General features: G+C 61.5%; 23 protein-coding genes and 1 tRNA gene. 13 read left to right on the forward strand and 11 right to left on the reverse strand.

What is annotated here, in order from left to right; all coding sequences use genetic code 11:
• Positions 1–24: 24 nt before the first annotated feature.
• The 5 genes from cueR to ACR0J5_RS17875 all read right to left on the reverse strand — a co-directional run bounded on the left by cueR (position 25) and on the right by ACR0J5_RS17875 (position 4,274).
• A complete protein-coding gene (gene cueR / locus ACR0J5_RS17855) occupies positions 25–414 on the reverse strand; it encodes a Cu(I)-responsive transcriptional regulator (RefSeq protein ID WP_480655780.1) in 390 nt (129 codons plus the stop codon).
• The gene (locus tag ACR0J5_RS17860) at positions 411–2,888 is read right to left on the reverse strand and encodes a heavy metal translocating P-type ATPase (protein WP_480655782.1); all 2,478 of its coding nucleotides are present in this window, start codon (positions 2,886–2,888) and stop codon (positions 411–413) included. Before ACR0J5_RS17860 ends, cueR begins: the two co-directional genes overlap by 4 nt.
• A 98-nt stretch (positions 2,889–2,986) precedes the next feature.
• The gene (locus ACR0J5_RS17865) at positions 2,987–3,148 is read right to left on the reverse strand and encodes a hypothetical protein (RefSeq protein ID WP_480655784.1); all 162 of its coding nucleotides are present in this window, start codon (positions 3,146–3,148) and stop codon (positions 2,987–2,989) included.
• Positions 3,149–3,177: 29 nt separating this feature from the next.
• Positions 3,178–3,798: a pyridoxamine 5'-phosphate oxidase family protein gene (locus ACR0J5_RS17870; RefSeq protein WP_480655785.1), complete on the reverse strand. Its 621-nt coding sequence runs from the start codon at positions 3,796–3,798 to the stop codon at positions 3,178–3,180.
• Positions 3,799–3,809: 11 nt separating this feature from the next.
• A complete protein-coding gene (locus tag ACR0J5_RS17875) occupies positions 3,810–4,274 on the reverse strand; it encodes a nuclear transport factor 2 family protein (RefSeq protein WP_480655787.1) in 465 nt (154 codons plus the stop codon).
• 246 nt (positions 4,275–4,520) lie between these two features.
• On the opposite strand from ACR0J5_RS17875, the gene ACR0J5_RS17880 reads away from it, so the two are divergent.
• Together ACR0J5_RS17880 and ACR0J5_RS17885 are read left to right on the forward strand one after the other, a co-directional pair.
• Complete coding sequence (locus tag ACR0J5_RS17880) at positions 4,521–5,084, forward strand: TetR/AcrR family transcriptional regulator (RefSeq protein ID WP_480655788.1); 564 nt, start codon at positions 4,521–4,523, stop codon at positions 5,082–5,084.
• 107 nt (positions 5,085–5,191) lie between these two features.
• Positions 5,192–6,349, forward strand: coding sequence for an acyl-CoA dehydrogenase family protein (locus ACR0J5_RS17885; RefSeq protein ID WP_480655790.1), 1,158 nt, complete (start codon positions 5,192–5,194; stop codon positions 6,347–6,349).
• Positions 6,350–6,504: 155 nt separating this feature from the next.
• Here the strand turns inward: ACR0J5_RS17885 and ACR0J5_RS17890 are convergent, their stop codons facing one another.
• Positions 6,505–7,404: a LysR substrate-binding domain-containing protein gene (locus tag ACR0J5_RS17890; protein ID WP_480655792.1), complete on the reverse strand. Its 900-nt coding sequence runs from the start codon at positions 7,402–7,404 to the stop codon at positions 6,505–6,507.
• Between the two features lie 162 nt (positions 7,405–7,566).
• Between ACR0J5_RS17890 and ACR0J5_RS17895 the strand changes: the two genes are divergently transcribed.
• The 3 genes from ACR0J5_RS17895 to ACR0J5_RS17905 are packed head-to-tail and all read left to right on the forward strand — an operon-like array spanning position 7,567 to position 12,101.
• Positions 7,567–9,759 carry a dehydrogenase E1 component subunit alpha/beta gene (locus ACR0J5_RS17895; RefSeq protein WP_480655793.1) on the forward strand — a complete coding sequence of 731 codons (2,193 nt, stop codon included), beginning with the start codon at positions 7,567–7,569 and terminating at the stop codon, positions 9,757–9,759.
• Entirely contained in the window at positions 9,756–10,790 is a 1,035-nt protein-coding gene (locus ACR0J5_RS17900; RefSeq protein WP_480655795.1) for an ACP S-malonyltransferase, read from the forward strand. The genes ACR0J5_RS17895 and ACR0J5_RS17900 overlap by 4 nt, the downstream gene beginning before the upstream one ends.
• Positions 10,791–10,829: 39 nt before the next feature.
• A complete protein-coding gene (locus ACR0J5_RS17905) occupies positions 10,830–12,101 on the forward strand; it encodes an NAD(P)/FAD-dependent oxidoreductase (protein ID WP_480655796.1) in 1,272 nt (423 codons plus the stop codon).
• A 10-nt stretch (positions 12,102–12,111) separates the two neighbouring features.
• Here the strand turns inward: ACR0J5_RS17905 and ACR0J5_RS17910 are convergent, their stop codons facing one another.
• Positions 12,112–13,014: a LysR family transcriptional regulator gene (locus ACR0J5_RS17910; RefSeq protein WP_480655798.1), complete on the reverse strand. Its 903-nt coding sequence runs from the start codon at positions 13,012–13,014 to the stop codon at positions 12,112–12,114.
• A 77-nt stretch (positions 13,015–13,091) separates the two neighbouring features.
• Here ACR0J5_RS17910 and ACR0J5_RS17915 point away from each other — a divergent pair, with 77 nt between their 5' ends.
• The 5 genes from ACR0J5_RS17915 to ACR0J5_RS17935 all read left to right on the forward strand — a co-directional run bounded on the left by ACR0J5_RS17915 (position 13,092) and on the right by ACR0J5_RS17935 (position 20,268).
• Positions 13,092–16,304 (forward strand): reductive dehalogenase, encoded by a 3,213-nt coding sequence (locus tag ACR0J5_RS17915; protein WP_480655800.1) that lies wholly within the window; start codon positions 13,092–13,094, stop codon positions 16,302–16,304.
• Between the two features lie 128 nt (positions 16,305–16,432).
• Positions 16,433–17,299 carry an FAD binding domain-containing protein gene (locus tag ACR0J5_RS17920; RefSeq protein ID WP_480655802.1) on the forward strand — a complete coding sequence of 289 codons (867 nt, stop codon included), beginning with the start codon at positions 16,433–16,435 and terminating at the stop codon, positions 17,297–17,299.
• Positions 17,296–17,775 carry a (2Fe-2S)-binding protein gene (locus ACR0J5_RS17925; protein ID WP_480655804.1) on the forward strand — a complete coding sequence of 160 codons (480 nt, stop codon included), beginning with the start codon at positions 17,296–17,298 and terminating at the stop codon, positions 17,773–17,775. Before ACR0J5_RS17920 ends, ACR0J5_RS17925 begins: the two co-directional genes overlap by 4 nt.
• Positions 17,775–20,030: a xanthine dehydrogenase family protein molybdopterin-binding subunit gene (locus tag ACR0J5_RS17930; protein ID WP_480655806.1), complete on the forward strand. Its 2,256-nt coding sequence runs from the start codon at positions 17,775–17,777 to the stop codon at positions 20,028–20,030. Before ACR0J5_RS17925 ends, ACR0J5_RS17930 begins: the two co-directional genes overlap by 1 nt.
• Entirely contained in the window at positions 20,023–20,268 is a 246-nt protein-coding gene (locus ACR0J5_RS17935) for a MoaD/ThiS family protein (protein ID WP_480655808.1), read from the forward strand. Before ACR0J5_RS17930 ends, ACR0J5_RS17935 begins: the two co-directional genes overlap by 8 nt.
• Here the strand turns inward: ACR0J5_RS17935 and ACR0J5_RS17940 are convergent.
• Positions 20,265–20,969, reverse strand: a complete 705-nt coding sequence (locus ACR0J5_RS17940) for a lysophospholipid acyltransferase family protein (protein WP_480655810.1) — start codon at positions 20,967–20,969, stop codon at positions 20,265–20,267. The genes ACR0J5_RS17935 and ACR0J5_RS17940 overlap by 4 nt on opposite strands.
• Before the next feature lie 143 nt (positions 20,970–21,112).
• Here ACR0J5_RS17940 and ACR0J5_RS17945 point away from each other — a divergent pair.
• Positions 21,113–21,188: transfer RNA gene (locus ACR0J5_RS17945), tRNA-Trp, on the forward strand.
• A gap of 53 nt (positions 21,189–21,241) precedes the next feature.
• Here ACR0J5_RS17945 and ACR0J5_RS17950 read toward each other — a convergent pair.
• Entirely contained in the window at positions 21,242–21,637 is a 396-nt protein-coding gene (locus ACR0J5_RS17950; protein WP_480655812.1) for a hypothetical protein, read from the reverse strand.
• Between the two features lie 145 nt (positions 21,638–21,782).
• Here ACR0J5_RS17950 and ACR0J5_RS17955 point away from each other — a divergent pair, with 145 nt between their 5' ends.
• Both ACR0J5_RS17955 and lptF read left to right on the forward strand, forming a co-directional pair.
• The gene (locus ACR0J5_RS17955; RefSeq protein WP_480655814.1) at positions 21,783–21,905 is read left to right on the forward strand and encodes a hypothetical protein; all 123 of its coding nucleotides are present in this window, start codon (positions 21,783–21,785) and stop codon (positions 21,903–21,905) included.
• Positions 21,906–21,940: 35 nt separating this feature from the next.
• On the forward strand, positions 21,941–23,077 hold the full coding sequence (lptF, locus tag ACR0J5_RS17960; RefSeq protein ID WP_480655816.1) for an LPS export ABC transporter permease LptF: 1,137 nt from the start codon (positions 21,941–21,943) through the stop codon (positions 23,075–23,077).
• 1 nt (position 23,078) lies between these two features.
• Here the strand turns inward: lptF and speB are convergent, their stop codons facing one another.
• Together speB and nspC are read right to left on the reverse strand one after the other, a co-directional pair.
• Entirely contained in the window at positions 23,079–23,924 is an 846-nt protein-coding gene (gene speB / locus ACR0J5_RS17965; RefSeq protein ID WP_480655818.1) for an agmatinase, read from the reverse strand.
• The gene (nspC, locus tag ACR0J5_RS17970) at positions 23,921–25,090 is read right to left on the reverse strand and encodes a carboxynorspermidine decarboxylase (RefSeq protein ID WP_480655820.1); all 1,170 of its coding nucleotides are present in this window, start codon (positions 25,088–25,090) and stop codon (positions 23,921–23,923) included. The genes speB and nspC overlap by 4 nt, the downstream gene beginning before the upstream one ends.
• Between the last annotated feature and the right edge of the window lie 84 nt (positions 25,091–25,174).

Genomic DNA, 25,174 nt, shown 5'->3' on the forward strand with positions numbered 1-25,174 from the left:
CTGCGCACAAAGAGCAACCCCGCGTCAGGCTTTGCCGCCCAAATCCTGCAGGATCGGGCAATCGGGGCGGCCATCGCCCGCGCAGGCATCGATCAGATGGCCCAGCGTGTCGCGCATCGCGTTGAGATCGGCGATCTTGGCCTCGATCTGCGCCAAGTGATCGCGCGCCACTTTTTTCACGTCGGCACTGGCACGGCTTTCGTCTTCGTAAAGCGCCAGCAGGGTGCGGCAGTCTTCGATGGTGAAGCCCAGGGCGCGGGCGCGACCCAGAAAATTCAGCTTATGCACATCCTGCGTGCGAAACTGGCGGTACCCGTTGTTGTCGCGCAGCGGTTTGATCAGGCCGATATCCTCGTAGTAGCGGATCGTTTTGGCGGGCAGGCCGGTTTGAGTGGCAACTTCTCCGATATTCATGGCGTCACCTTTTGCGTGCTGTGATCCTGTGGCACCTCGGGCAGGCTGGCGCGGACGCGGCGCAGGCGCAGCGCGTTCGAGACGACAAAGACGCTCGACAAGGCCATCGCCCCGGCAGCCAGGGCAGGGGACAGAAGGTGGCCGCTGAACGGGTACAGAACCCCGGCGGCCACCGGGATCAGCAGGATGTTGTAGCCGAAGGCCCAGCCGAGATTCTGGCGGATGTTGCGCATGGTGCGGCGGCTGATCTCGACCGCATTGGCCACGCCGCGCAGGTCGCCGGACATCAGCACCACATCCGCCGTCTCAATCGCCACATCAGTGCCGGTGCCAATGGCCACCCCGATATCCGCCGCCGCCAGAGCAGGGGCATCGTTGATCCCGTCCCCGACAAAGGCAAGCGTTCCGTGCTGCTCGCGCAGCGCGGTGATTGCGGCCAGTTTGCCATCCGGCAGAACCTCGGCCGTGACGTGGTCGATACCCAGACGGTTGGCCAGCGCCTGTGCGGTGCGTGCGTTGTCTCCGGTCACCATCGCCAGCGTGACACCGGCCGCATGCAACCGTTCCAACGCTTGTTTGGTGCCGGGTTTGATCGGGTCCGAAACCGACAGCAAACCCGCGGCCTGTCCGTCAATGGCAGCAAACAGCGGCGTTGCCCCTTCGCTGGCGCGGTGATCGGCCTCGGCGGTCAGGTCGGACAGATCGATACCGTTCTGCGCCATCAGGCGCGGGGACCCGATCAGCACGTCGTGGCCCTCGACCGTCGCGCGAACACCCAGCCCGGTCATCGATTGGAACGCGGACAAGGGCGGCAGGTCCGCCGGCCCCGCGCGGGTGACCGCCGTGGCAATCGGGTGCTCGGATTGGGATTCAACCGCGGCGGCCAGCCGCAGAACGGTGTCACGGTCAAACCCGTTCACTGGCGTGATACTCTCCAGCTCGGGCCGCCCAAGTGTGAGTGTCCCGGTCTTGTCCAGCGCGATCACCCTGGCCTGTTGCAACTGCTGCAAGGCATCGCCTTTGCGGAACAGCACGCCCAACTCTGCCGCACGTCCTGTGCCGACCATGATCGAGGTTGGTGTAGCCAGCCCCATGGCGCAGGGGCAGGCGATGATCAGAACGGACACACCGGTCACCAGCGCCATCGGCAGGGCCGGGGCCGGGCCAAAGATCAGCCAGACCGCAATGGTCAGCACGGCCACCGCCATCACGGCAGGAACGAACCAGGCGGTGATCCGGTCGACCAGCCCCTGAATCGGTAGCTTGGCCCCCTGTGCCTGCTCAACCATGCGAATAACCTGCGCCAGAACGGTATCTGCCCCGACGCGCGTCGCCCGGACACGCAGCGCGCCGGTTCCGTTGACAGTGCCGCCCACAACCTGATCACCCTGCGCCTTGCCGACCGGAACAGGCTCGCCCGTGATCATGCTTTCATCGACATAAGAGGTGCCGTCCAGCACGTCGCCATCCACCGGGACACGCTCACCGGGGCGGATTTGCAGGATGTTGCCAACGGTGATTTCTGCGATAGGACGATCGACGAAAGACCCATTCTGTTCGACCCGCGCGGTTTTGGGCTGCAACCCAACCAGCTTGCGGATCGCGGCACCTGTGCGGCCCTTGGCGCGCGCCTCCATCACCCGGCCCAGCAGGATCAGAACCACGATGACCGAGGCGGCCTCAAAATACACATTCGCACTGCCCTGCGGCAGAATCTGCGGGGCAAAGGTTGCCGTGACCGAAAACAGGTAGGCCGCGCCGGTGCCCAAAGCCACCAGCGCATTCATATCGGGCGATCCGCGCAGCAGGGACGGGATGCCCTTGGCATAGAACACGCTCCCCGGCCCCAGCAGCAGGACCGAGGTGAGCGCGAATTGGATCAGGTGACTGGTCTGCGTGCCAATTGTCGCCTGCACCCAGTGGTGGAAAGCCGGGATCATATGGCCGCCCATCTCCAACACGAAAACCGGCAGAGCCAGTATCGCGGCGAATGTGGTGGCCCGTGTCAGCGCATGTGCTTCGCCCGACTTTGTTGACGCGGATGCGGTCTCGGAGCCATCCGCGATCTGCGCCGGATACCCTGCATCCGCGCATAGTTTCGCCAGCGCCTGCGGGTCTGTTGCGCCGTCGAGATAGGTGAGAGTCGCGGTCTCGGTCGCCAGATTGACCTGCGCATCGACCACCGCCGGGTTGGCCGTCAAGGCGCGCTGCAACCGCGACACGCACGAGGCGCAGCTCATGCCGCCGATCTTCAGGGTCGTTTGCCGCGTTGCCGCCGGATAACCGGCCTGCGTCAACGCTTCGGTTACGGCACTGACGGGTCCCTCAAAAGTGACCTGCGCCGTTTCCGTTGCAAAGTTCACGGATGCATCTGATACCCCGGAAACATTCTGCAGCGCGCTTTCCACCCGCCCGACGCAGGACGCACATCCCATACCGGTGATTTTCAACTGAGTTGTTTGCGGTGCAGCCATGCGACTCATCCCGTGGTGGATTTCACCTCCCACATGGGGGTTCCAGTCACGGGAAGGTCAAGGGGTATCGCAGATTTCTACTTTGCTGCCAACGCGGCTCAATTGTTCGAAAGGCGGTCCAGCAGTAGAGAGTCCTGTGCAGCAGGTGGTGTGCTGCGCACCGACTCGGGAGAGGCAAAAAATGACAGCATCAGCCCCGAGATCAACAGCAATGCGCCGATCAGATACAGGGCGGCTTTGTTGAGTGCTGAACGCAGCATGGATCGGGCTTCCTTTGTCTGATGCGAGGTCAGGTCTGTCTTGCCAGTTGTTGTTTCAATTCTTCGTTCTCGGCCTGTAGCTGCGCTAATTGCTGACCCAGCGCGTTCAGATGCGGGCGCAGTTCGGCCTCGGTGTAGCGCGGGGTGATGTGGCTGGGGCAGTTCCAATCCAAAGCATCGACCCGAATGATCGCGGCGCGTTCGGCTGGGGCCTGCGCGCCCTCGGGGTATAGGCTGGCCGCAGCGGCCTCACCTTCGGTGAAGGACACCCGCCCCAGAATCTTGAGACGCCGCTGGTTGGCGTAATCCATCAGGATCATCGCAACCCGGTCATTGCCGTCCAGATTCCCGCGCGAGATGTACTGTTTATTGCCCGACAAATCGGCGTAACCGATGGTTTGCGGCCCCAGAACCTTCAGAAAGCCGACCGGCCCGCCGCGATATTGCACATAGGGCCAACCGGTTTCCGAAACAGTGGATTGGTAAAAGCCATCCCGCGCCTCGATAAACGCTTTTTCGGCAGGACCGATTTGATGGCCCTGCTGCGGCCCGCCCTCAATGAACTTGGCGTAGGTTTTGGCTGATCCCATCCGTCCCTGATGTGCAAGGACCGCCGGGGTAAAGGTCAGCTCGGAAAAGGCGCGCGGCATGGGGTGTCCTTTTACAGTCCCAGATCGGACAGGCCGGGATGGTCGTCCGGGCGGGGGCCTTGGGGCCAGTGAAACAGGCGATCACTTTCCGCAATCGGCAAGTCGTTCAATGAGGCATGCCGCATGGCCATCCGGCCATCTTCGGCAAATTCCCAGTTCTCGTTGCCATAAGAGCGGAACCACTGGCCGCTGTCATCATGCCATTCATAGGCATAACGCACGGCAATCCGGTTGCCAGAAAAGGCCCAAAGCTCTTTGATCAGGCGATACTCCAGCTCTTTGTTCCATTTGCGAGTCAGAAACGCATGGATATCCGTGTGACCGCTGAGGAATTCGGCCCGGTTCCGCCATTGGCTGTCCTCGGTATAGGCCGGGGTGACCACATCCGCATCGCGGCTGTTCCAGGCGTTTTCAGCCATACGAACCTTTTGCGTCGCGGTTTCCTGCGTGAATGGGGGCAGAGGAGGGCGGCTCATCACTTGGTCGTTCACGTCAGGGCGGCTGCGATCATGGCAAGGGTCAAAAGAACCGGGACGTATTGTGGGGCGAACAGGCTGGCGTGACGTCTCATCATACTTCTCCAAAGGTTAACAGATCGGTACATCTTAAGATCAATGTGTACAGATCGGTAAGGTTTTGCAAGTCCTATTTTGAAACTGTTAGCGCTTGAACTTTGTGTGGCTGCAAATTATGTACTGATCAGTACACTTAGGAGCCCGTATATGCGCCCCAACAAACGAGATGAGCTTGTCGAAAAAGCCCTGCAGGTGTTTTACCGCGATGGGTTTCATGCCACCGGGATGGACAAGCTGGTCGTCGAGACGGGTGTCTCCAAGACCTCGATGTACAAGCATTTCCGCACCAAAGAGGACTTGATCCTTGCTGCGCTGAAACTGCGGGATGAGAGTTTTCGCGCCGATTTCCTGGCCCGTTTGGATGAGCTTGCCGATACGCCCGCAGGTCAGATCATCGCCAGCTTTGACGCGCTGGGCGAATGGTTCAGCGAAACTGACTTTCGCGGCTGTATGTTCATCAAGGCCGGCGCAGAGTATCAGGACAAGGATCATCCGATCCACAAACAATCGGCTGAGCATAAGCAGATCATGCTGGATCATTTCACCGACCTTGCCCGTAAGGCCGGCGCGCCCGAGCCTGAGGCTTTGGCGTGCCAGATCGTGTTGTTGCAAGAGGGCGCGATTGTTGCTGCGGTCTTTCTGAAATCCTGTGACTCGACGCGGGGGGCAAAGGCGGCGGCTCAGGTCCTGCTGGAAAAAGCACTCTCCTAATCAGGTCTCATCGGTAAAAAGACGTTGCGTAGCAAAGCGTCCCGCGCATTGGATTGGACGGCTTGCCCAGCTACCTTTGCTCTCAAGAGACAAGGGGAGGATACGGCATGTCGCTCTTTACCACGACCGCCAGTTGGGTGACCGAAGAACATCGGATGTTTTCTGAGATGGCAGACCGGTTCATGGAAGACGAACTGGTGCCCAACGTAGAACGCTGGATCGAGAATGGGGCCGTTGACCGAGACATGTGGCGCAAGGCGGGCGACATGGGGTTGATGGCCGGAGCCATCCCCGAGGCTTATGGCGGTGTCGGTGGCGGCATCGGGTTTGATGCGGTGACGTTGTACGCGCAAGCCTCGCACGGGGATTGCGGATGGGGTTACGCGATCCAGTCCATCGTCATCCACTACATCACCGCCTATGGCAGCGAAGATCAAAAGCAGAAATGGCTGCCGCGCTTGGCTTCGGGTGAAATGGTGGGGGCTTTGGCGATGACCGAGCCGGGAACCGGGTCTGATGTTCAATCCATTCGCACAACGGCGGATAAGGATGGTAATTCTTACCGTTTGAACGGGTCCAAGATATTCATCACCAATGGCCAGTCGGCGGATTTGATCCTTGTGGCGTGCAAGACGGATAAAACGCAGGGCTCCAAAGGGGTCTCTCTGATCGCAGTCGAAACCGATGGCGCTGATGGGTTTCGCAAAGGGCGCAACCTGAAAAAGCTGGGGATGAAGGCCAATGACACGGCCGAGCTGTTCTTTGAAGACGTCAAAGTGCCGATGACGAACCTCCTGGGGCCCGAGGAGGGTCGGGGCTTTTATCAGATGATGAAGCAATTACCGTGGGAGCGTCTGACGATTGGTATCGGCGCGCTGGGCGCGATTGATTTCGCCATCGCTGAGACAGTGAAATACACGCAAGAGCGGAAGGCTTTCGGGCAGCGCGTGATGGATTTTCAGAACACCCGCTTCAAACTGGCTGAATGCAAGACCAAGGCCGAAGTGCTACGCAGCTTTGTCAATGATTGTGTCGCACGGCTGGAGGCAGGTGATTTGGATGCGTCGACGGCTTCGATGGTGAAATACTGGGGATCAGAGGTTCAGAACGAAGTCATGCATGAGTGCCTTCAGCTGTTTGGTGGTTATGGGTTCATGATGGAATATCCCATTGCCCGCCTATACGCCGATGCTCGGGTCCAGATGATTTATGGCGGCACGAATGAGATCATGAAAGAGCTGATCGCCCGGTCAATCGACACCTGACCAGGGCCCGGCGGCGCTCCCGCCCGTCGTCGACGTTTCTGGCGAAACATCTCCTCCCGTTGGGCCAGGCAGGCGCGGGCGCAGCCCGCGCCTGCCTGGCCCCCTGCCGTCCGCAGGACGCAAGGCCGAAGGCCGCGCAGGTTTGTTGTGAGAGGTTAAGGCCGGTTTGCTTGGCTGACTTGTTCTTGCAACCAAGAACGAAAGGACTTCAGCGGCTCGGACTCCGCTCGGGATTGAGGCCAGACAAGGTAGAAATCTCCAAGGCTCACTTTCGGGCCTGGCCATGCCGACACAAGCCGGCCTGCTTTCAGATCAGCTTCGACCAGATAGCTGGGCAGCAGCGCAATTCCCAATCCATGGATCGTCGCCTGACCCATGGTTGAGAACTGGTCAAACAGCATACCACTTACCCCCGTGACCTCTTTCCCTTGCGCCGCGAACCATTTTTCCCAGGCATCGGGCCGGGTTTCCAGATGCAGCAAGGGCGCCGTCTGCAGCCATTCAACGCTTTCGCCTTCGTCTGGCCGCAGTTCAGGAGCACATACGGGCAAGACCTCTTCGCGCATGATCGGCAGGTAATTGACCCCGGCCCAGTCGCGCTGGCCAAAGTGAATGGCGGCGTCAAAACGCTCGGTTTCGAAGTCAAAGGGTTTTAGGCGCGTGTTCAGGTTGACGGTCACTTCGGGGTGGCTGCGGGCGAAATCCTGAAGCCGTGGGGCCAGCCAGTGCATGCCAAAGGCGGGCAGGATGGACAGGTTGAGCGATCCCCCCGTCGGATTGGCCTTGAGCTTGAGCGAGGCTTGCGCCAATTGGGTCAGCGCCGTTCGCGCGACCGCGACATATTCCTTGGCTGCGGGGGTCAGGTGCAGCCGCATCTGGCTGCGTTGGATCAGGTCGACGCCCAATTGCTCTTCCATCGACTTGAGCTGTCGGCTGATCGCACTTTGGGTCAGCGACAGCTCATCTGCGGCGGCAGATGCACTGCCAAGGCGGTCGACGGCCTCAAGCGCCAGCAGTGACGGGATCGAGGGCAGGAATCGGCGGGGCGCGATCATATGATGAATCCTCATACCTTTCGGATGGAATATCACTGGCATTTACCCTGCGCCAGACCGATATACGTGCAGGCCTTTCTTTTGGGTGACCCACTTTGACGCCATGTGTTACCCCGGATGCAGCCGATTAACTGAGAACACGAAAAGACCGGGAAACAGACTATGGATCGCGCCCAGATCGTTCACGAAAATTTTCTGACCCGGGTGGCCGAAGGTACGTTGACTGCAGGCGCCGCGCCGCGCCCAGGTCTCAGCAATGCTGACGCGGTGTCGCTGTTCCGGTCACAGGTTCTCAGCCGGGCACTGGACCGGACCAGCCGAGCGATGCAGAAGGCCGGGCAGGGGTTCTACACGATCGGCTCTTCGGGGCATGAGGGGATGGCGGCGGTGGCCCATGCGCTGCGCCCGACCGACATCGCATTTCTGCATTACCGGGACGCGGCGTTCCAGATTGCCCGGTCCGAACAAGTGCCCGGCCAGCAGATCGCTTGGGACATGTTGCTGAGCTTTGCCTGCTCCAAGGAGGACCCGACCTCGGGCGGGCGACACAAGGTGCTGGGGTCCAAGGCGTTGACGATTCCGCCGCAGACCTCGACCATTGCAAGCCATTTGCCCAAGGCTGTCGGCGCCGCCTATTCGCTGGGTGCGGCCCGGCGGCGCGCGCCTGAGCATCGCGAATTGCCGGAGGATGGGATTGCCATGTGTTCCTTTGGGGATGCCTCGGCCAATCATTCTACCGCACAGGGCGCGATCAATACCGCGGGCTGGACCAGCGTGCAGTCGACACCGCTGCCGCTGTTGTTTGTGTGTGAAGATAACGGGATCGGTATCTCGGTCAAAACGCCCAAAGGCTGGATTCAGGCATCGATGGAGCATCGCCCGGGGATCAAGTATTTCCAGGCGAACGGTCTGGACATGTATGAGACCTACGCAGTGGCGCAAGAGGCCGCAGACTATGTGCGGACCCGCCGCAAACCGGTCTTTTTGCACCTGAAAACGGTTCGTCTTTACGGCCACGCAGGGGCGGATGTGCCGACCACGTATCTCTCCAAAGCTGAGGTTGAGGCGGATGAGGCGAATGATCCGCTGCTGCATTCGGTGCGCCTGTTGGATCAGGCCGGTGCACTGTCGCCTGCCGAGGCGTTGCAGATATACAAAGACACCTGCGCCCGGACCGACCGCATCGCGACCGAGGCGGCGACGCGTCCGCATTTGGTCAGTGCCGATGAGGTTTTGGCCAGCCTGATCCCGCCGAAACGCCCCTGCAAACCCACCAACGGTCCCAGTGCCGAGGCACGGGCAAAGGCGTTCGGCGGAGACATGCGGGCGATGGATGATCCCCAACCCATGAGCCGCCTGATCAACTGGGCGCTGACCGATCTGATGCTGGAACATGGCGAGATCGTCTGTATGGGCGAGGATGTGGGCCGCAAGGGCGGCGTTTATGGCGTCACCCAGAAGCTGCAGCAGCGCTTTGGCCCGGATCGGGTGATCGACACTCTGCTGGACGAACAGTCGATTCTGGGTCTGGCGATTGGTATGGGACATAACGGGTTTGTTCCGATCCCCGAGATCCAGTTCCTCGCCTATCTGCACAATGCCGAGGACCAGATCCGGGGCGAGGCGGCGACATTGCCGTTTTTCTCGAACGGGCAGTTTTCTAACCCGATGGTGCTGCGGATTGCGGGGCTGGGTTATCAGAAGGGGTTTGGCGGGCATTTCCACAACGACAACTCGCTGGCCGTGCTGCGCGATATCCCGGGTGTGATCATTGCCTGCCCATCCACAGGTGCGGATGCGGCGCAGATGATGCGGGAATGCGTCCGGCTGGCGCGTGAGGAGCAGCGGGTGGTGGTGTTTCTGGAACCCATCGCGCTTTACCCGATGCGGGATTTGCATGGGGCGCAGGATGGCGGGTGGATGACGACCTATCCGTCGCCTGATCAACGCATCGCGCTGGGCGAGGTCGGCGTGCATGGGGACGGCACGGATCTGGCCATCGTGACCTATGGCAACGGGCATTACCTGTCGAAACAGGCGCTGCCCGAGCTGGAGGCGGCGGGCATCAAGACCCGCATCATCGATATGCGCTGGCTTGCGCCCTTGCCGGTCGAGGCCCTGCGCGCGGCCACCAAAACATGTGCACATGTTTTGGTTGTTGACGAATGCCGCCGCACGGGCAGTCAGTCCGAGGCGCTGATGACTTTCTTCGTCGAAGAAAGTCCCGCCACCCCAATCGCGCGCGTTGCGGCTGAGGATTGCTTTATCGCCACGGGGCCGGCCTATGCCGCGCCGCTGCCGTCGAAGGACGGCATCGTGGCCGCCGCCCTGAACCTGATCGGATGCCGCGCATGACCCGCACCGCTGTTGTGATCTGCCCCGGACGGGGCACCTATAACAAGCCCGAGCTGGGCTATCTGCATCGCCACCACGCACAGCGCATGGACCTGTTTCAAAGCTTCGATGCCGTGCGCGCGGCGGCCGGGCAAGAGACAGTCACCGCTCTGGACGGGGCCAGCCGGTTTACGGTCAGTACGTATTCGCGCGGCGATGTGGCCTCTCCGCTGATCTATGCAGCGTCTCTGGCCGATGCGCAGGCGCTGGCCGAAGATATTGAGGTGGTCGCCGTCACCGGTAACTCGATGGGGTGGTACATTGCGTTGGCCACCGGGGGTGCCCTGTCGCCCGAGAACGGGTTCCGCGTGGTGAATACGATGGGCACGCTGATGCAAGAGCAGCTGATCGGCGGCCAGCTGGTCTATCCCTTTGTGGGTGAGGATTGGAAGAACGATCCCGCGCACAAGGCCGAGCTGATAGCAGATGTGGCACGCATCAACGCATCAGACGGGTGTGATCTGGCCCTGTCGATCGATCTGGGCGGGATGCTGGTTCTGGCGGGAAATGATACGGGTCTGCTGGCCTTTGAGGACGCCCATCCCAAGATACAGGATCGGTTCCCCATGCGGCTGCCCAACCATGCGGCGTTTCATACCAATTTGCAGGCGCCCGTCGCCGCTGAGGGGCGCAAGCGGCTTGGGGCAGAGATGTTTGGCCAGCCCGCGCGCCCTCTGATCGATGGGCGGGGTAAAATCTGGTGGCCGGGCGCGACGGATACGCAGGCGCTGTGGGACTATACTCTGGGCCATCAGGTGACTGAGGCTTACGATTTCACCCGCGCCATCCAGACCGCCGCGCGGGAATTTGCGCCGGACCTGTTCATCGTGACCGGGCCGGGGGCGACCCTGGGCGGGGCTGTGGCGCAATCGCTGGTTCTGGCCGATTGGAAGGGGATGTCTGACAAAGCGGCGTTTCAGACCCAACAGGACGCACAGCCGTTTTTGATCGCCATGGGCCGTGACGATCAAAGGGCGCTTGCAACCGGCTGAGACCGCCCCGATGATCCGCGCAAAATCGAGGAGCCTTGCGTGAACGACCTGAACCACTCCCTTTGGCTGCAAACCTGTGCCGAGCATGTCGACAGCCAGCCTTTGTCCGAGGACCTGACTGTTGATCTGGCGGTGATTGGCGGCGGCTATACGGGTTGCTCGACCGCGCTGACCGCCGCTCAGGCCGGAGCGGCGGTCTGTTTGCTGGAAGCGCAGGAAATCGGGCATGGTGGGTCTGGTCGAAATGTGGGGTTTGCCAATGCCGGACTGTGGTTGCCTCCGGCGGATATCCGCAAATATCTCGGCGACAAGGACGGGGATCGCCTGACGGCCCTTTTGGCCGCCGCGCCCGGTGATGTGTTCGATCTGATCGAGGCGCATGACATTCAATGCGATCCGGTGCGCAATGGAACCCTGCACTGTGCGCATTCCGCCAAGGGATTGCAGGACCTTGAAAACCGCCACGCACAGCTAAAAGCGTCCGGTGCCCCGGTCACGCTGCTCTCGGCCCAGCAAGCCGCGCAGCGCACGGGCAGCGGCACCTTCCACGGCGCTTTGTTCGATCCGCGCGCAGGCACGATCCAGCCGCTTGGCTATGTCCGGGGCCTGGCCCGCGCCGCTGGGCAGTTGGGGGCCCGGATCGCCACCAATACTCCGGTGCAGTCGCTGACATACCACGACGGCGTCTGGACGTTGAAAACCGATCAGGCAACAGTACGTGCGAAATACATCGTACAAGCCACGAACGCGTATCATCAGGGGTTGCAGGGAACAGCCCCCGCTTATGTGCCGGTCTATTATTTCCAGTTCGCGACCGCGCCCTTGTCCGACAACCTGCGCGCAACGATCCTGCCGGGGGGCGAGGGCGGCTGGGATACGGGCCTGATCATGACCTCGTTCCGATTGGATGCGCAGGGCAGGATGATCCTGGGTGCCATGGGCGATCTGGAGCATCTGGGCCGTGCGGCTCATATCGGGTGGATCAGGCGAAAACTGGCCTCGTTGTTCCCACAGCTCTCGGATCAGCCGCTGGCGCAGGGGTGGCATGGACGGATTGCCATGACCGCAGACCACCTGCCAAAGATCACGCAGATCGGTCCCAATGCCCTGTCGGCGCATGGATTTTCCGGGCGCGGGATCGGGCCGGGCACCGTGTTCGGCCGCCAGATGGCGCACAGCCTGCTGCAAGACGACCCGGCGCTGTTGCCGGTTCCGGCTGTGCCGGACTATCGCGAAAGCTGGACCGGCCTTCGCCGGGCCTATTTCGAAACTGGCGCGGCCCTGACCCATTTCGTCAAAGCGCGGTTCTGATCCTGCGCGTTTAGCCTTGCAGCGTTGCGGCGATGCCCTCGATCCGGTTGCGTAACCAGCGGTGGGCGGGGTCATTGGTCGACCGTTGGTGCCAGACCATGTAGATCGAGACCGGCGCGCAGTCGAAGGGCAGGGGCGCGCAGTCCAGCGCCGCCAGAGGTCCGCGTTTCATCAGGGCCGTATCGGTCGAAATCAAATCACTGCCTTTAACAAAACTCGGGATCGCGTTGAAATGCGGCAGGGTCACGGTGGGCGGTCTGATCTGGCTCTGATCCACGCCACGCATCACGGCGCGGGAACTTCGGCCATCGGTGAAACGCACCTCGACATGTTCGGTTTCGCAATAGGTTTGCCAGCTGTCGGGTGGGGTGCGCCGCGTGGCGTCGTAAAAGATCATTAGTGGGCTGACCAACAGGCGTTTCTGGAAAATGTCCGGCCCGTCAGGCGGCAGAGGGGTCAGCATCAATTGACAGCGATCACTGCGCAGAAGGTCAGGGTCCGGGACGCCCGAGGGGATAAAGCCCAGCCGCAGCCTGACCCCCTCGGACCGCAGGGCGCGCAGCAGGGGCGGAAAGATCAGCTCGCGTGGCATGTCGTTGGTGGCGATCTGGAGGCTGATCTTTTCGGCCAGCGGATCAAAGGGGCGATCATCGGTCAGGGCACGCATCCCGTCCAGCACGCGCTGCACCGGCTCTTTCAGCGAAAGGGCGCGTTCGGTTGGGGTCAGCCCATGGCCTGACCGCACGAAAAGCGGATCACCCAGCACCTGTCGCAGCTTGGCAAGGGTGTGGCTGATCGCCGATTGCGTCACACCCAGCCGGTCCGCGGCCTTTGAGACCGAGCTTTCCTCAAGAATGGTCAGAAAGACCCGCAGGACTTTGCCGTCCAGATCGGTGAAATCAATATTGCTCATACCGTGTATGACTATTCATGAATGGATTTGCAGTCCATGGCGGAATAGATGCATCCTCAGCAAGCAGGAGGCACGCGATGGGGATCCGCTTTTTCTCGGACAAGAACCGCCCGGTTCATATGGGGCAGTACCCGTCAGAGCGGTTGGCACGGCAAAGCCGGATGCCCGATTTGTCTGCGGTTTCTCCGATGCCATCGCTCAGCTTTCGCCGCCCTGACCGACCCGAGAGTATCGTAAACGCGATGGGAGAGTTTCAGGCGATGATGGACACGATCCGCGATGGATTCGTGAATCCTGTGCGCTCGGACATTCCGGCCGATCTGACCGAGCGCGCCAATCACCTCAAGGCGTTTGGCTATTTCAATGATGCTTCGATGATCGGCTGTGGCCCGCTGCCGTCCGAGGCGCTGTTGCCAGAGCCCCGGCGCAACCCAGATATCGACCGTCTGGCCTATGCGCTGAAGACACGGCAGACCAAGACGCTGGCCTCGGGCATTGACCTGATCATGGCCGATTTGAAGGAAAGCATGGAGGCCACGCCGCGCGCCATGGACAGCCACCGCCACGCTATTGTTTTACTCTATGAACACAACCGGGACCCCGACCCGGATGAGCCGGGCGCGGACTGGATCATCGACGCGCAGGACCACCGTGCCTGTCTGTTGGCGACCGAGAACGCGGTGGTGATCGCCAATTATCTCCGCATTCTGGGATATGATGCGCGGGCGCATACGGTGATGTCGTCCGAAGTTGATCTGGGCAAGCTCGCCGTCGCGGCGGGGCTGTGTTCCGTCGAGGAGGGTGAGGTTGTCGCCCCATGGCTGGGCAAACGGTTCGGGCTGGCCGCTGTGACGACCGAGATGCAGATCGCCCATGATCAACCCCTGCTGCCTATGGCACAACAGCCGTGGTTTCGCACCCAAGGCCCCGCGTGGTGGCTGGGGGCGGGGTTTGCCAAGAACGCCCTGAATCGCGACGCCTATGCCAAAAGGCGCTATGTGGACGGGGCGCATCCGTTCGAAAACCTCAAGCGGGTTGAGACGCCTACCACCTATATCGACGAGGATAACGTCGCCCGCGTGCCCAAACGCGCCGACATGTTCGCGCGGGCGCAGTTCGGGGATATGGGCAAGCCCCTGCAGGACGCGGCCAAGGGCGGCTACTATGTGCGCAAGGCGGCACCCAGTACGGCCCAACGCCGCGCGCTGGGCGCGTTTGTTCTGTTGCAGGATGGGGAAAGCGCCGACACCGCGCCGCCCACCGATGCGGCACGCAATGCCGCGAATATTAAGGCGGCGACCTATTTTCTGGGGGTCGACGCGGTGGGCCTCAGCCGATGCCCCGAATGGGCGTGGTATTCGCATGATGCGACCGGCGAAGAGATCACGCCGCCCCACGATCAGGCCATCAGCATGATCATCGATCAGGGGTATGAAACGATGGAGGGCGCCAGCGGCGATGACTGGATCAGCGTGGCGCAATCCATGCGCGCTTACCTGCGGTTCTCGCTGCTGGGCGGGGTGATTGCGCAGCAAATCCGCAATCTGGGCTACAAGGCCCGCGCGCATACGGTGATGGATGGTGAGGTCCTGCAACCGCCCCTTTTGCTGCTGTCGGGGCTGGGTGAGGTTAGCCGGATCGGAGAGGTCATCCTGAACCCTTATCTCGGCCCCCGCCTGAAATCCGGCGCGGTGACGACCGATATGCCGATGGCCCATGACAAGCCGATTGATTTCGGTCTGCAGACGTTCTGCGAAAGCTGCAACAAATGCGCCCGCGAGTGCCCTTCGGGTGCGATCACGGCCGGGCCGAAACTGATGTTCAACGGCTATGAAATCTGGAAATCTGACAGTCAGAAATGCGCCACCTACCGTGTGACCACCCCGGGTGGGGCGATGTGTGGGCGGTGCATGAAGACCTGTCCTTGGAACCTTGAGGGCATCTTCAAGGAACGCCCCTTCCGCTGGGTCGCGATGAATATCCCCAAAGCCGCGCCTGCGCTGGCGCGGCTGGACGACGCTGTGGGAAATGGCGGGCTGAACGACGTCAAGAAGTGGTGGTGGGACCTGGAGCTGCAATCCGACGGCGCCTATCGCCCGACCGACCATCCGCTGAACCGGCGCGATCTGCAAACCGATCTGGACCTGAAGTATGAGGACCAGACGCTGGCCGTTTACCCTGCCTATCTGGCCCCGCATCCATGGCCTTATCCCTTCGCCATGGACCGAGAGGCCGGGATCGCGGCGTATCAGGCCATGGTCTCAGCCGACGAATACAAGGCCCGCAAGGCGGCGGGCGATTTGTCGGTGATCCACCGCTATACCATCGCGGGCGACGCGCCGGTGATGCGGGTGGAACTGACCAAGGTCGACAAGATGACCGCCGATGTGACCAAGTATGAATTCGCGACGCTGGACGGCTCCCCCTTGCCCGAATGGACCGCAGGCGCGCATCTGGACGTGCTGGTCGCGCCGGAATTTCTGCGGCAATACTCCATGTCCGGCAACCCTGCGGACCGTGCAGCTTATCAGATCGGCGTCCTGCGCGAGGATGAGGGGCGCGGCGGTTCGGCCCTGTTGCACCGGATTTTCAACGAGGGGCGCAAGGTCTTTATCTCGAAGCCGATCAACCATTTCGAATTGGACGAAACGGCCACAAAGACCTTCCTTATGGGCGGCGGCATCGGCGTCACACCGATGATTGCCTTTGCGCACCGTTTGCATGCCTTGGGCAAACCGTTCGAGCTTCACTATTCCGCCAGTACCCGCGCCGGGGCCGGGTATCTGGATGATCTGGCGGCCATGCCCTGGGCGGATCGCGTGCACTATCATTTCTCGGACGAAGGTACGCGGGCCGATCTGGATGCGGTCCTGTCGGGCTACCGCGAGGGCTGGCACGTCTATACCTGCGGGCCAGACCGGTTCATGGATGGCGTGATGCAGGCGGCGAGCCGTCAGGGTTTCCCTGAGGAGGCGCGGCATCTGGAATACTTCTCGGTCCCCGAACAGCCCGAATATGAAAATCACGCCTTTACCCTGAGGTTGGCGAAGTCGGGTCGAGATTTGACCGTTCCGGCGGACAAGGACGCCGCGCAGGTGCTGAATGAGGCGGGCATTCACGTGGATGTGAAATGCGCCGACGGCATCTGCGGCGTGTGCAAATGCGGTGTCATCTCGGGCGACATCGAGCACCGCGATTTCGTTTTGTCCAACAAACAACGCGAGAGCGCTATCATTCTGTGTCAAAGCCGCGCCGCGCGGCCGGATGGTGTGGTTGAGATCGACCTTTGATCCGGGGTCGGAAAACGACATTCTGAATCGCGAAAATTGGTCGCTCGGGCCATGGACGCCGGGGCGCGGCTGCACTAACGTCTCCGGCGAACCCAGTGAATCCTGATCAACAGGTGCGAGGTATTTTCATGGATTATCACAGCCCCGCCAGTTTCGCCGAGGCGTCGGCTCTGGCTGCAAATGCAACGGGCGTTACCCGCTTTCTGGCGGGTGGAACGGATGTTCTGGTGCAGCTGCGCTCGGACCTGGTCACGCCCGATACGCTGATCGACATCAAAAAGATCGACGGTGTCAGCGACATCACTCGAAACGGTGATGGCAGCTGGACGCTGGGCGTCGCTGCCACCGGCGCTGAAATGAGCGAACACCCCGATCTGGGCCGCGACTGGCCCGGCGTGGTCGAAGCGATGGACCTGATCGGATCGACCCAGGTGCAGGGCCGAGCGACGCTGACCGGCAACCTGTGCAATGGCTCTCCGGCGGCGGATTCGGTGCCTGCGATGGTTGCGGCGGGCGTAACCGTCACGGTCACAGGCCCCGATGGCACCCGCGAGGTGGCCGTTGAAGACATCCCAACCGGCCCCGGCAGAACCTCGCTGGCCAAGGGTGAGGTGATCTCGGCCGTGAACATCCCCGCGCGCGGGGACAACGCGGGCGACGCATATCTGCGATTCATTCCGCGCACGGAAATGGACATCGCCGTGGTCGGCGTCGGCGTCAGCCTGCGTCTGGACGGTGACACCGTGACCGAGGCGCGCGTCTCGCTGGGCGCGGTCGCGCCCACTGTCCTGCTGGTCGACGACTGCGCCAAGGCCATCATCGGCAGCACGCTGGACGACGCGGCGCTGGATGCGCTGGCCGCTGCGGCTTCAGCCGCCTGCAACCCAATTGACGACAAACGCGGCACGATCGCATTCCGCACCGAGGTCGCTGGCGTTCTGGCCAAGCGCGCCGCGAAGATCGCCTATGCCCGCGCCAAGGGAGAAAAAGCATGAGCAAGCTCCACGTATCCACCACAGTAAACGGGGACGCGGTTGATTACCTCTGCGACCCGCGCGAAACCCTGCTGGACTGTCTGCGCGACAAGCTGCACCTGACCGGCGCGAAAGAGGGCTGCGGCACCGGCGATTGCGGCGCGTGCTCGGTCACCGTCGATGGGCGTCTGGTTTGTTCCTGCCTGATGCTGGGCATTGAGGCGGACGGCAAGACCATCGAAACCGTCGAGGGTATCGCCGATGGCGATGTTCTGCACCCGTTGCAGCAGAAATTCATCGAACATGCCGCCCTGCAATGCGGCATCTGCACCCCGGGTATTCTGGTGGCGGCCAAGTCGCTGCTGGAGAAGAACCCCAACCCGACCGAGGAAGAAACCCGGTATTGGCTGGCGGGCAACCTGTGCCGCTGCACGGGCTATGACAAGATCATTCGCGCCGTCATGGAAACGGCCGAAGAACTGCGGGAGGCGTCATAATGGCTCTGGACGATCGTAAATCAGACTTCACCTTTGTTGGCACCCGTCCGAACCGCCCCGACGGTCTGGACAAGGTCACGGGCCGCGCCAAGTTCGGCGCCGATATGTCGGCACCCGGTATGCTGCACGGCGCAATCCTGCGCTCGCCCCATGCCCATGCGCGGATCGTCAAGATCGACGCATCAAAAGCCGAGGCACACAAGGACGTCAAAGCCGTCGTGACCCGTGCGGATTTCGCCGAGGTGCCGTTCAAGCCCGGTCTGGAAGGCGAATTCTGGAACGTGCTGGAAAACGTCATGGCGGGTGAAAAAGCCCTGTATGACGGGCATGCCGTGGCTGCGGTTGCGGCGACATCGGCGCTGGCTGCGCGCGATGCGCTGAAACTGATCGAAGTGGAATACGAGGTGCTGCCCCACGTCACCGATGTGGACAAGGCGATGGCCCCGGATGCGCCTATCATTCGCGAAGGCGCGGCGGATTATTCTGTGCCTGAGGGGATGCACCCGAACGTTGTGCGCTATCACGAAAGCGGTCACGGCGATGTCGAGGCAGGCTTTGCCGAGGCGGATCTGGTCCTTGAGGACAGCTTTGTCACCGAAGCCACCCATCAGGGCTATATCGAGCCCCACGCCTGTCTGGGCATGTTGGGCAATGACGGCAAGGGTGAGCTGTGGTGCACCACCCAAGGCCACTGGATCGCGCAGAAAACCTGTGCCGCGCTGCTGGGGATCGAGACCTCGCAACTGCGCGTGACGGCATCCGAGATTGGTGGCGGATTCGGTGGCAAGACCACGGTGTTCATTGAACCGGTTGCACTGGCACTGAGCCGTAAGGCCAACCGTCCGGTCAAGGTCGTGATGACCCGGTCCGAGGTGTTCCGGGCGACCGGCCCGACCGCCTCGGCGTCGATGGACATCAAGATTGGCATGAAAAAAGATGGCACGATCACAGCCGCACGGGGTGAGTTCCGCCTGCAGGGCGGTGCGTTCCCCGGTGCGCCGTGTGACATGACCTCGATGTGTGCTTTTGCGGCGTATAACCTGAAACACGTCAAGCAGATCGGCTATGATGTAATGGCCAACCGCCCGAAACAGGCCGCATACCGTGCGCCGGGCGCGCCGATGGGGGCCTTTGCGGTTGAATCGGTGATTGATGAGCTTTGCAAGCAGTTGGGCCTAGATCCGCTGGATGTACGCCTGAAAAATGCGGCACATGAAGGCACCAAAGCCAGCTATGGCCCGACCTTCGAACGTATCGGCCTTGTCGAAACCCTTGAGGCCGCCAAGGCACACCCGCACTATTCGGCACCGTTGAAACCGGGGCAGGGGCGCGGCATTTCCTGCGGCTTCTGGTTCAACCATGGCGGTGAGACCAGTGTGTCATTGGCCCTGTCCGAGGACGGCTCGGCACAGTTGATGGTCGGCACCCCCGACATCGGCGGCTCGCGCGCGTCGATGGCGCTGATGGCGGCTGAGGTTCTGGGCATTCCCTATGAGAACATCCGCGTGACCATCGCCGATACTGCGACACTGGGCTACAACGATGTCAGCCATGGCAGCCGCGTGACCTATGCAAGCGGTCTGGCGACCATCAAGGCGGCCAAACACGCGGTCGAAAAGCTGTGCGAACGTGCCGCGAACAAGTGGGGTATCCCGGTGGATGCGGTGAAATGGGAAAACGGCTGTGCAGTGCCTTCGGGCCCCAATGCGGGCGATTTCGACCCTGTGCCGCTGGCGGATATCACAGCCGATATGGGACGCACCGGCGGTCCGATCTCGGGCCATTTCGAGGCGACGCCCGAAGGCGCGGGCGTGTCCTTTGGCACCCATATCGTCGACGCCGAGGTCGACCCCGAAACCGGCAAGACCAGCATCACCCGCTACACGGTCATTCAGGATGCGGGGAAGGCCATCCACCCGACCTATGTCGAGGGTCAGTATCAGGGCGGTGCCGCGCAAGGCATCGGCTGGGCGCTGAACGAGGAATACATCTATGGTGAGGATGGTCGGTTGCAGAACTCGATCTTCCTTGATTACCGGATTCCCGTCGCAAGCGACCTGCCGATGATCGACACGGTGATTGTCGAAGTGCCCAACCCCGGCCACCCGTTTGGTGTGCGCGGCGTGGGTGAGACCGGCATCGTACCCCCGCTGGCGGCCATCGCCAACGCGGTGTCCAATGCCGCGGGCGTGCGCATGAAGCAACTGCCGATGTCCCCGCCGCGCATTCTGGCGGCGCTCAAGGACAATGGTTGAGGTCCACCTCTGGTCCGGTCTCCGGTCACTGACCGGGGGTCAGCAGGTGGTCGAGGTTGAGGCCAAGACCACCGGCGAACTTCTGCGTGAACTGGTGCGTGTGCACCCCCAGCTAAAGGCACCGATTGATGCAGGTGTCTCAATCGCAATCGACGGCAGGGTCATCGCCACCGGTCTGACCGAGCCCATCCCTGAAGGCAGCGAAATCTACCTGATGCAGCGTCTCAGGGGCGGTTAAGTGGGCGACCACGGCGTGCGCCCGACCATGCGGTCGGCCTCGGCAGTGATGTCGTTCATGTGTTTCTCAAGGCTGAGGCGCAGGTCTTCGATCTGCTCGTCCGAGGCTTTGCGCGGCACGGTTTCCGTCCATTCCCGGCAGATGAACACCCCCTTGTTGCGCCAGGGGCGGGGCATCAGCAGCCGGTCCCATGTGCCCGCCTCGCGGCCATGCTGCGTGGAATAGGTGATCCCGAACACCCGCTTGCCCGATGTGCGCGCCCAGACCAGCGGCACCGTGGACAGCACCCGTTCGGGCCCGCGCGGGCCGTCGGCGGCGATGCCGATGGAAATCCCCTGTTTCATCTTGCCGATCACTTCGCGCGACACGGCAATGTTGTTCGAGTGTTTGCTGGTCATGGCAATCGTGTCCATGCCGAACAGCTTTTGCACCCGGCCCACCATGCTGCCGGCCCGTGCAGATGACGTGATCGAGCAGATGCGCCCTTTGTCCAGCGGAAAGAAATAAGGCGATTGCGCCAGTCTTTGATGCCACAGAACGACGATGACCGGCTCACCTTTTTCGGCCAGTTGGTCCAGCTCTTCATAGCCGATGCGCTGCCAGTCGGTGTTGCGGTTGACCCACCGGATATAGCCCGCAATGCGCCGCGCCGCCCAGTTCAGGACGGCTTCGCTGTCGGCGATCTTTTTTCGGATACTCACGGGCTGGCGTCCTTGTGCTGGGCAAAATGTGTCTTATAGAACTCAACGCCCTGCGCAACTTGTTTGTCATCGTGATAAGTAGGGCGAAATCGGAAAAAGCCTCTTGAGTCCGCCGCGCGGCTGGCATATCTGATGCGCACCTTAGGGGTATAGCTCAGTTGGTAGAGCGACGGTCTCCAAAACCGTAGGTCGCGGGTTCGAACCCTGCTGCCCCTGCCATTTCACCCGATCCTGAAGTTGTTCGTCACGATGCCCGCGCGTGAACTGTGTTGTCAGACACATTCTCTGACACCCAGCCGGATCAGATGCGCGCCCGAGATATAGTGCAGTTTTTCAGGTCCGGCGTACCTGGCCGTGGTCATGAACCAGCGCCGCACCGGGCGCGGGTAATACGTGGCAAGCGACGTGCTTTTGCGCTCAAACTCTTCGGCGGTCATTGCGGCCCGGTTCACCCGGTAAGGGCCGTGGAAGCCGAAAACCGTATCGGACGAGATACAGACGTTCTCAGCCCCAAGCAGCATGGTGCAGCTGGAGTAACAATACTCTCCAACAATCCGGATGCGCGCATTTGTTCGGTTGGCGATCTCAATCTGCACCTTGCGGTCCAGAATGCGCCCACCGGGATCATTGCCAACCTGTATCTCTTTTGACGCCAACGGTGCGCTCATCGAAACGAGCGCCGCTAACGCTGCGATAAAGCCTCTCATCTGCCTGCCTGCTCAAAGCTGGTTATTATGTTTTTTTGAATATGTAGCAGACAGTCGAAACCACAGGAAGACAGTGGCAAACATCTGGCGAATCAGGCTGGCACAGATGGCACACCCCATCTACGTGCCCGCACCTCTGGGCCATTCACGATCTTGCGCCGAATGCCGGTTTGGTTTGCTGCGCGACGAAATGCCAATCTCGGTTTCCTATGGCAGCGGAATGGCATAATGTCCGGCGGAACACGGACACGGGTAAGGGGACACATGTCGCGTTTTGATGGATACTTCCTGCGGCAATTGCTGATTTTGTTCGGCTTTTTCACCCTTGTCCTTGTGGGCGTGTTCTGGATCACCCGATCCGTCAGCCTGTTTGATCGCGTCATCAGCGGCGGGCAATCGGCGCTTGTGTTTCTTGAATTCACCGCTTTGACCCTGCCCACACTTATCCGGACGGTGATGCCGATGGCGGTTTTTGCGGCCGCGGTCTACGCCACCAACCGGCTGAGCCGTGAAAGCGAGATGACCGTTATGCTGGCCACCGGGTCCAGCCCTTGGCGTCTGGCACGGGCGGTTGTGATGTTCGGGCTGGTGGCAGGTCTGATGATGGCCGCGATCAGCATCTTTCTGCGCCCTGCGTCGGTTGAACAGCTTGAGCAGCGTCAGGCCGAAGTGGCCGGGGATGTCACCGCGCAACTGCTGAACGAGGGCGAGTTCCTGCACCCAAGCTTTGGTGTCACGGTCTATATCGGTCAAATCGATCTGGATGGCACCTTGTCCGAGGTGTTCGTCTCGGACCGTCGTGACCCGTTGAACCCCGTCAGCTATTCGTCAAAAACGGCGTATCTGGTGAACAACGGCACCGGCATTCACCTTGTGATGCTGGATGGCATCGCGCTGCGCCTGAATCAACAGGGCCGAACCCTGTCATCGACCCTGTTTGAAGACGCGTCATACGACATCTCAGAGGTGGCGAATACGAATGCCATGGCACAGCGCAGTATTGAGGCCATCCCAACAATTGAGCTGTTGCGGGACCGTCAGGCCATCAGCGCGGCCGAAGACTTCACCGAAGGTGAGCTGATCGATGAGCTGCATCAGCGGTTCTCGTGGATCGCGATCTGTGTCGCAGTGGCGCTTGCGGGCTACGCCACGCTGATGCTGGGCAGCTTTTCGCGGTTTGGCTTGTGGCCCCAGATCCTTGGGGCCTTCACCATTCTTGTCGTCCTTGAGGGAGTCAGGGGCTTTGTGTCGCCGGTCGTGATCGATGATCCGAACCTTTGGATGCTGCTATACCTCCCGGCGATTATCGGGATCGGCATCTCGGGCCTGTTTCTGCTGGTTGCAGGCCGCCCGTTGATGCGCAAACGGCACAAACCTGCAGCCACCCTCTCAGAGGCTTAGTCTACGCGCAGGCTGCCATCAGTCGATAGACGATCTGTGCGGCGGTGAAATCCCATGCGGCGTTGCCGTCGGGGGCGAGCTCGACAACGTCGAAGCCCACGCATCTGCGGTTTTGCAGGGCGTGTTCGACCAGGCGCAGTGCCTGATAAAAGCCCAGCCCGCCGGGAACAGGGGTGCCGGTGGCAGGCATCAGGGACGGGTCCAGACCATCGACGTCAAAGCTGACATAGACCAGTTCGGGGAAGTCCTCGGGCAGGTCGACGGCGTGGATGTTGCCTGTGACAAGCTCTTCGGCGTCCACGTGGAAGACGTGGTTTTTCAGGCGGCTTTGCGCCTCTTCGGTGGAAAAGGCGCGGACACCGAACTGGGCCAGTTTGATGCCTTCCTCGGCCAGCAGGTGCATGACCGAGGCGTGCGAGTGTTTTTCACCCTGATAAGCGTTGCGCAGGTCCGCATGGGCGTCGATCTGAACGATACCGACGGGCTGGTTCAGCGCCCGCGCCACGCCCATCACCGCGCCGTAGCTGAGGGAATGTTCGCCGCCTAAGGTCACGGGCACCTTGCCTGCGCGCACGGCGGCCTCGGTGCGTTGCGCGAGGCGCTCCATCACATCCGGCAAAGGGCCGCCGCAATCCAGCGGCTCCTCGGTGAAGATACCCTCGACACATGGCTCCGCATGGCCGGTGATGCGTTCCAGTTCGTTGCTGGCTTCGATGATGGCTGCGGGACCGTTGGCGGTGCCTGACCCGTAAGACACAGTACGCTCCAGCGGCACCGGGATCACACGGAACCGGGCGTCTTCGGTGCGCTCGGATTCGGTCAGTTCACTGTCGAGGAAAATGCTCATGAGAGGCGGTCCTTAAAGTCGTCATAGCCGAACTGTTTGATGATCTTCAGCTCGTCCGTTTCGCTATTCCACAGGGCGATGGTCGGCAGGGGCACGCCATTGAACGTGTTGGTCTTGACCATCGAGTAATGGGCTTGGTCAAGGAAGGCAAAACGCTGGCCGATTTCCAACGGCCTGTCCCATGTGTAGTCACCGACCACGTCGCCCGCGAGGCAAGAGGGGCCGCCGAGGCGATAGGTATGGCCAGCCTCGGCCTCATCCATCAGGGCGGGGCGGTACGGGGCCTCGATCACGTCGGGCATGTGGCAGGTGGCCGAGATGTCGGTGATGGCGAGGTTCATCCCATTGGTGGGCAGGTCGAGGATTTCACCGACCAGAATGCCCGCGTCCAGCGCGACGGCCTCGCCGGGTTCGAGATAGACGTCGATCGCATAGGTTTCCCGGATGGCCTTGATGAAGGCCACCAGCCCGTCGCGGTCATAATCATCGCGGGTGATGTGGTGGCCGCCCCCGAAGTTCAGCCATTTGAGCTGGCCAAGGAACGGTTTGAGCTTGGGTTCGATAGCGTCCCAAGTGCGTTGCAACGGCTCGAACCCCTGTTCGCAGAGCGTGTGCATGTGCAAGCCGTGGACGCCGGTCAGTGTCTCGGCGGTCAGGTGGCTGACGGGTGTCCCGAGACGCGAACAGGGCGCGCAAGGGTCGTATTTGGGGATCTCGCCCTCGGAGTGTTCCGGGTTGATGCGCAGGCCGACCTGAACGTTTGCGGCTTGGGCTTTGGCAAGGAACCGGTCCTTTTGCGCGGGCGAATTGAAGATGATGTGGTCCGACAGCGACAGGATTTCTTCTATATCTGCGTCTTTGTAACCAGCGCAGAAGGTAGCGACTTCACCGCCATATTCCTCGCGGCCGAGGCGGGCCTCGTAGATGCCACTGGCGCAGGTGCCGCCGAGGTGCTGGCGCACCAGCGGGGCCAGCGAGAACATCGAAAACGCCTTGAGCGCGCTGAGAATATGCGCACCGGACCGAGAGCCTACGTCAGACAGGATGCGCAGGTTCTGTTCAATCGCCTTTTCGTCGACCACGAAACAGGGGCTGGGGACGCGGGCAAGGTCGAAATTGCGAAAGGCACCGGCGTCGCCGGCTTGGGTGATCATCATGTCGGACATGTCAGGCGTCTCCGATTGCGAAGAGGCCGGGGGGCCAGCCCCCCGGACCCCCCGGGATATTTTTGGCCAGATGAAGTTCTGGAT

This window comes from Ruegeria sp. BE1 (genome assembly GCF_056538885.1).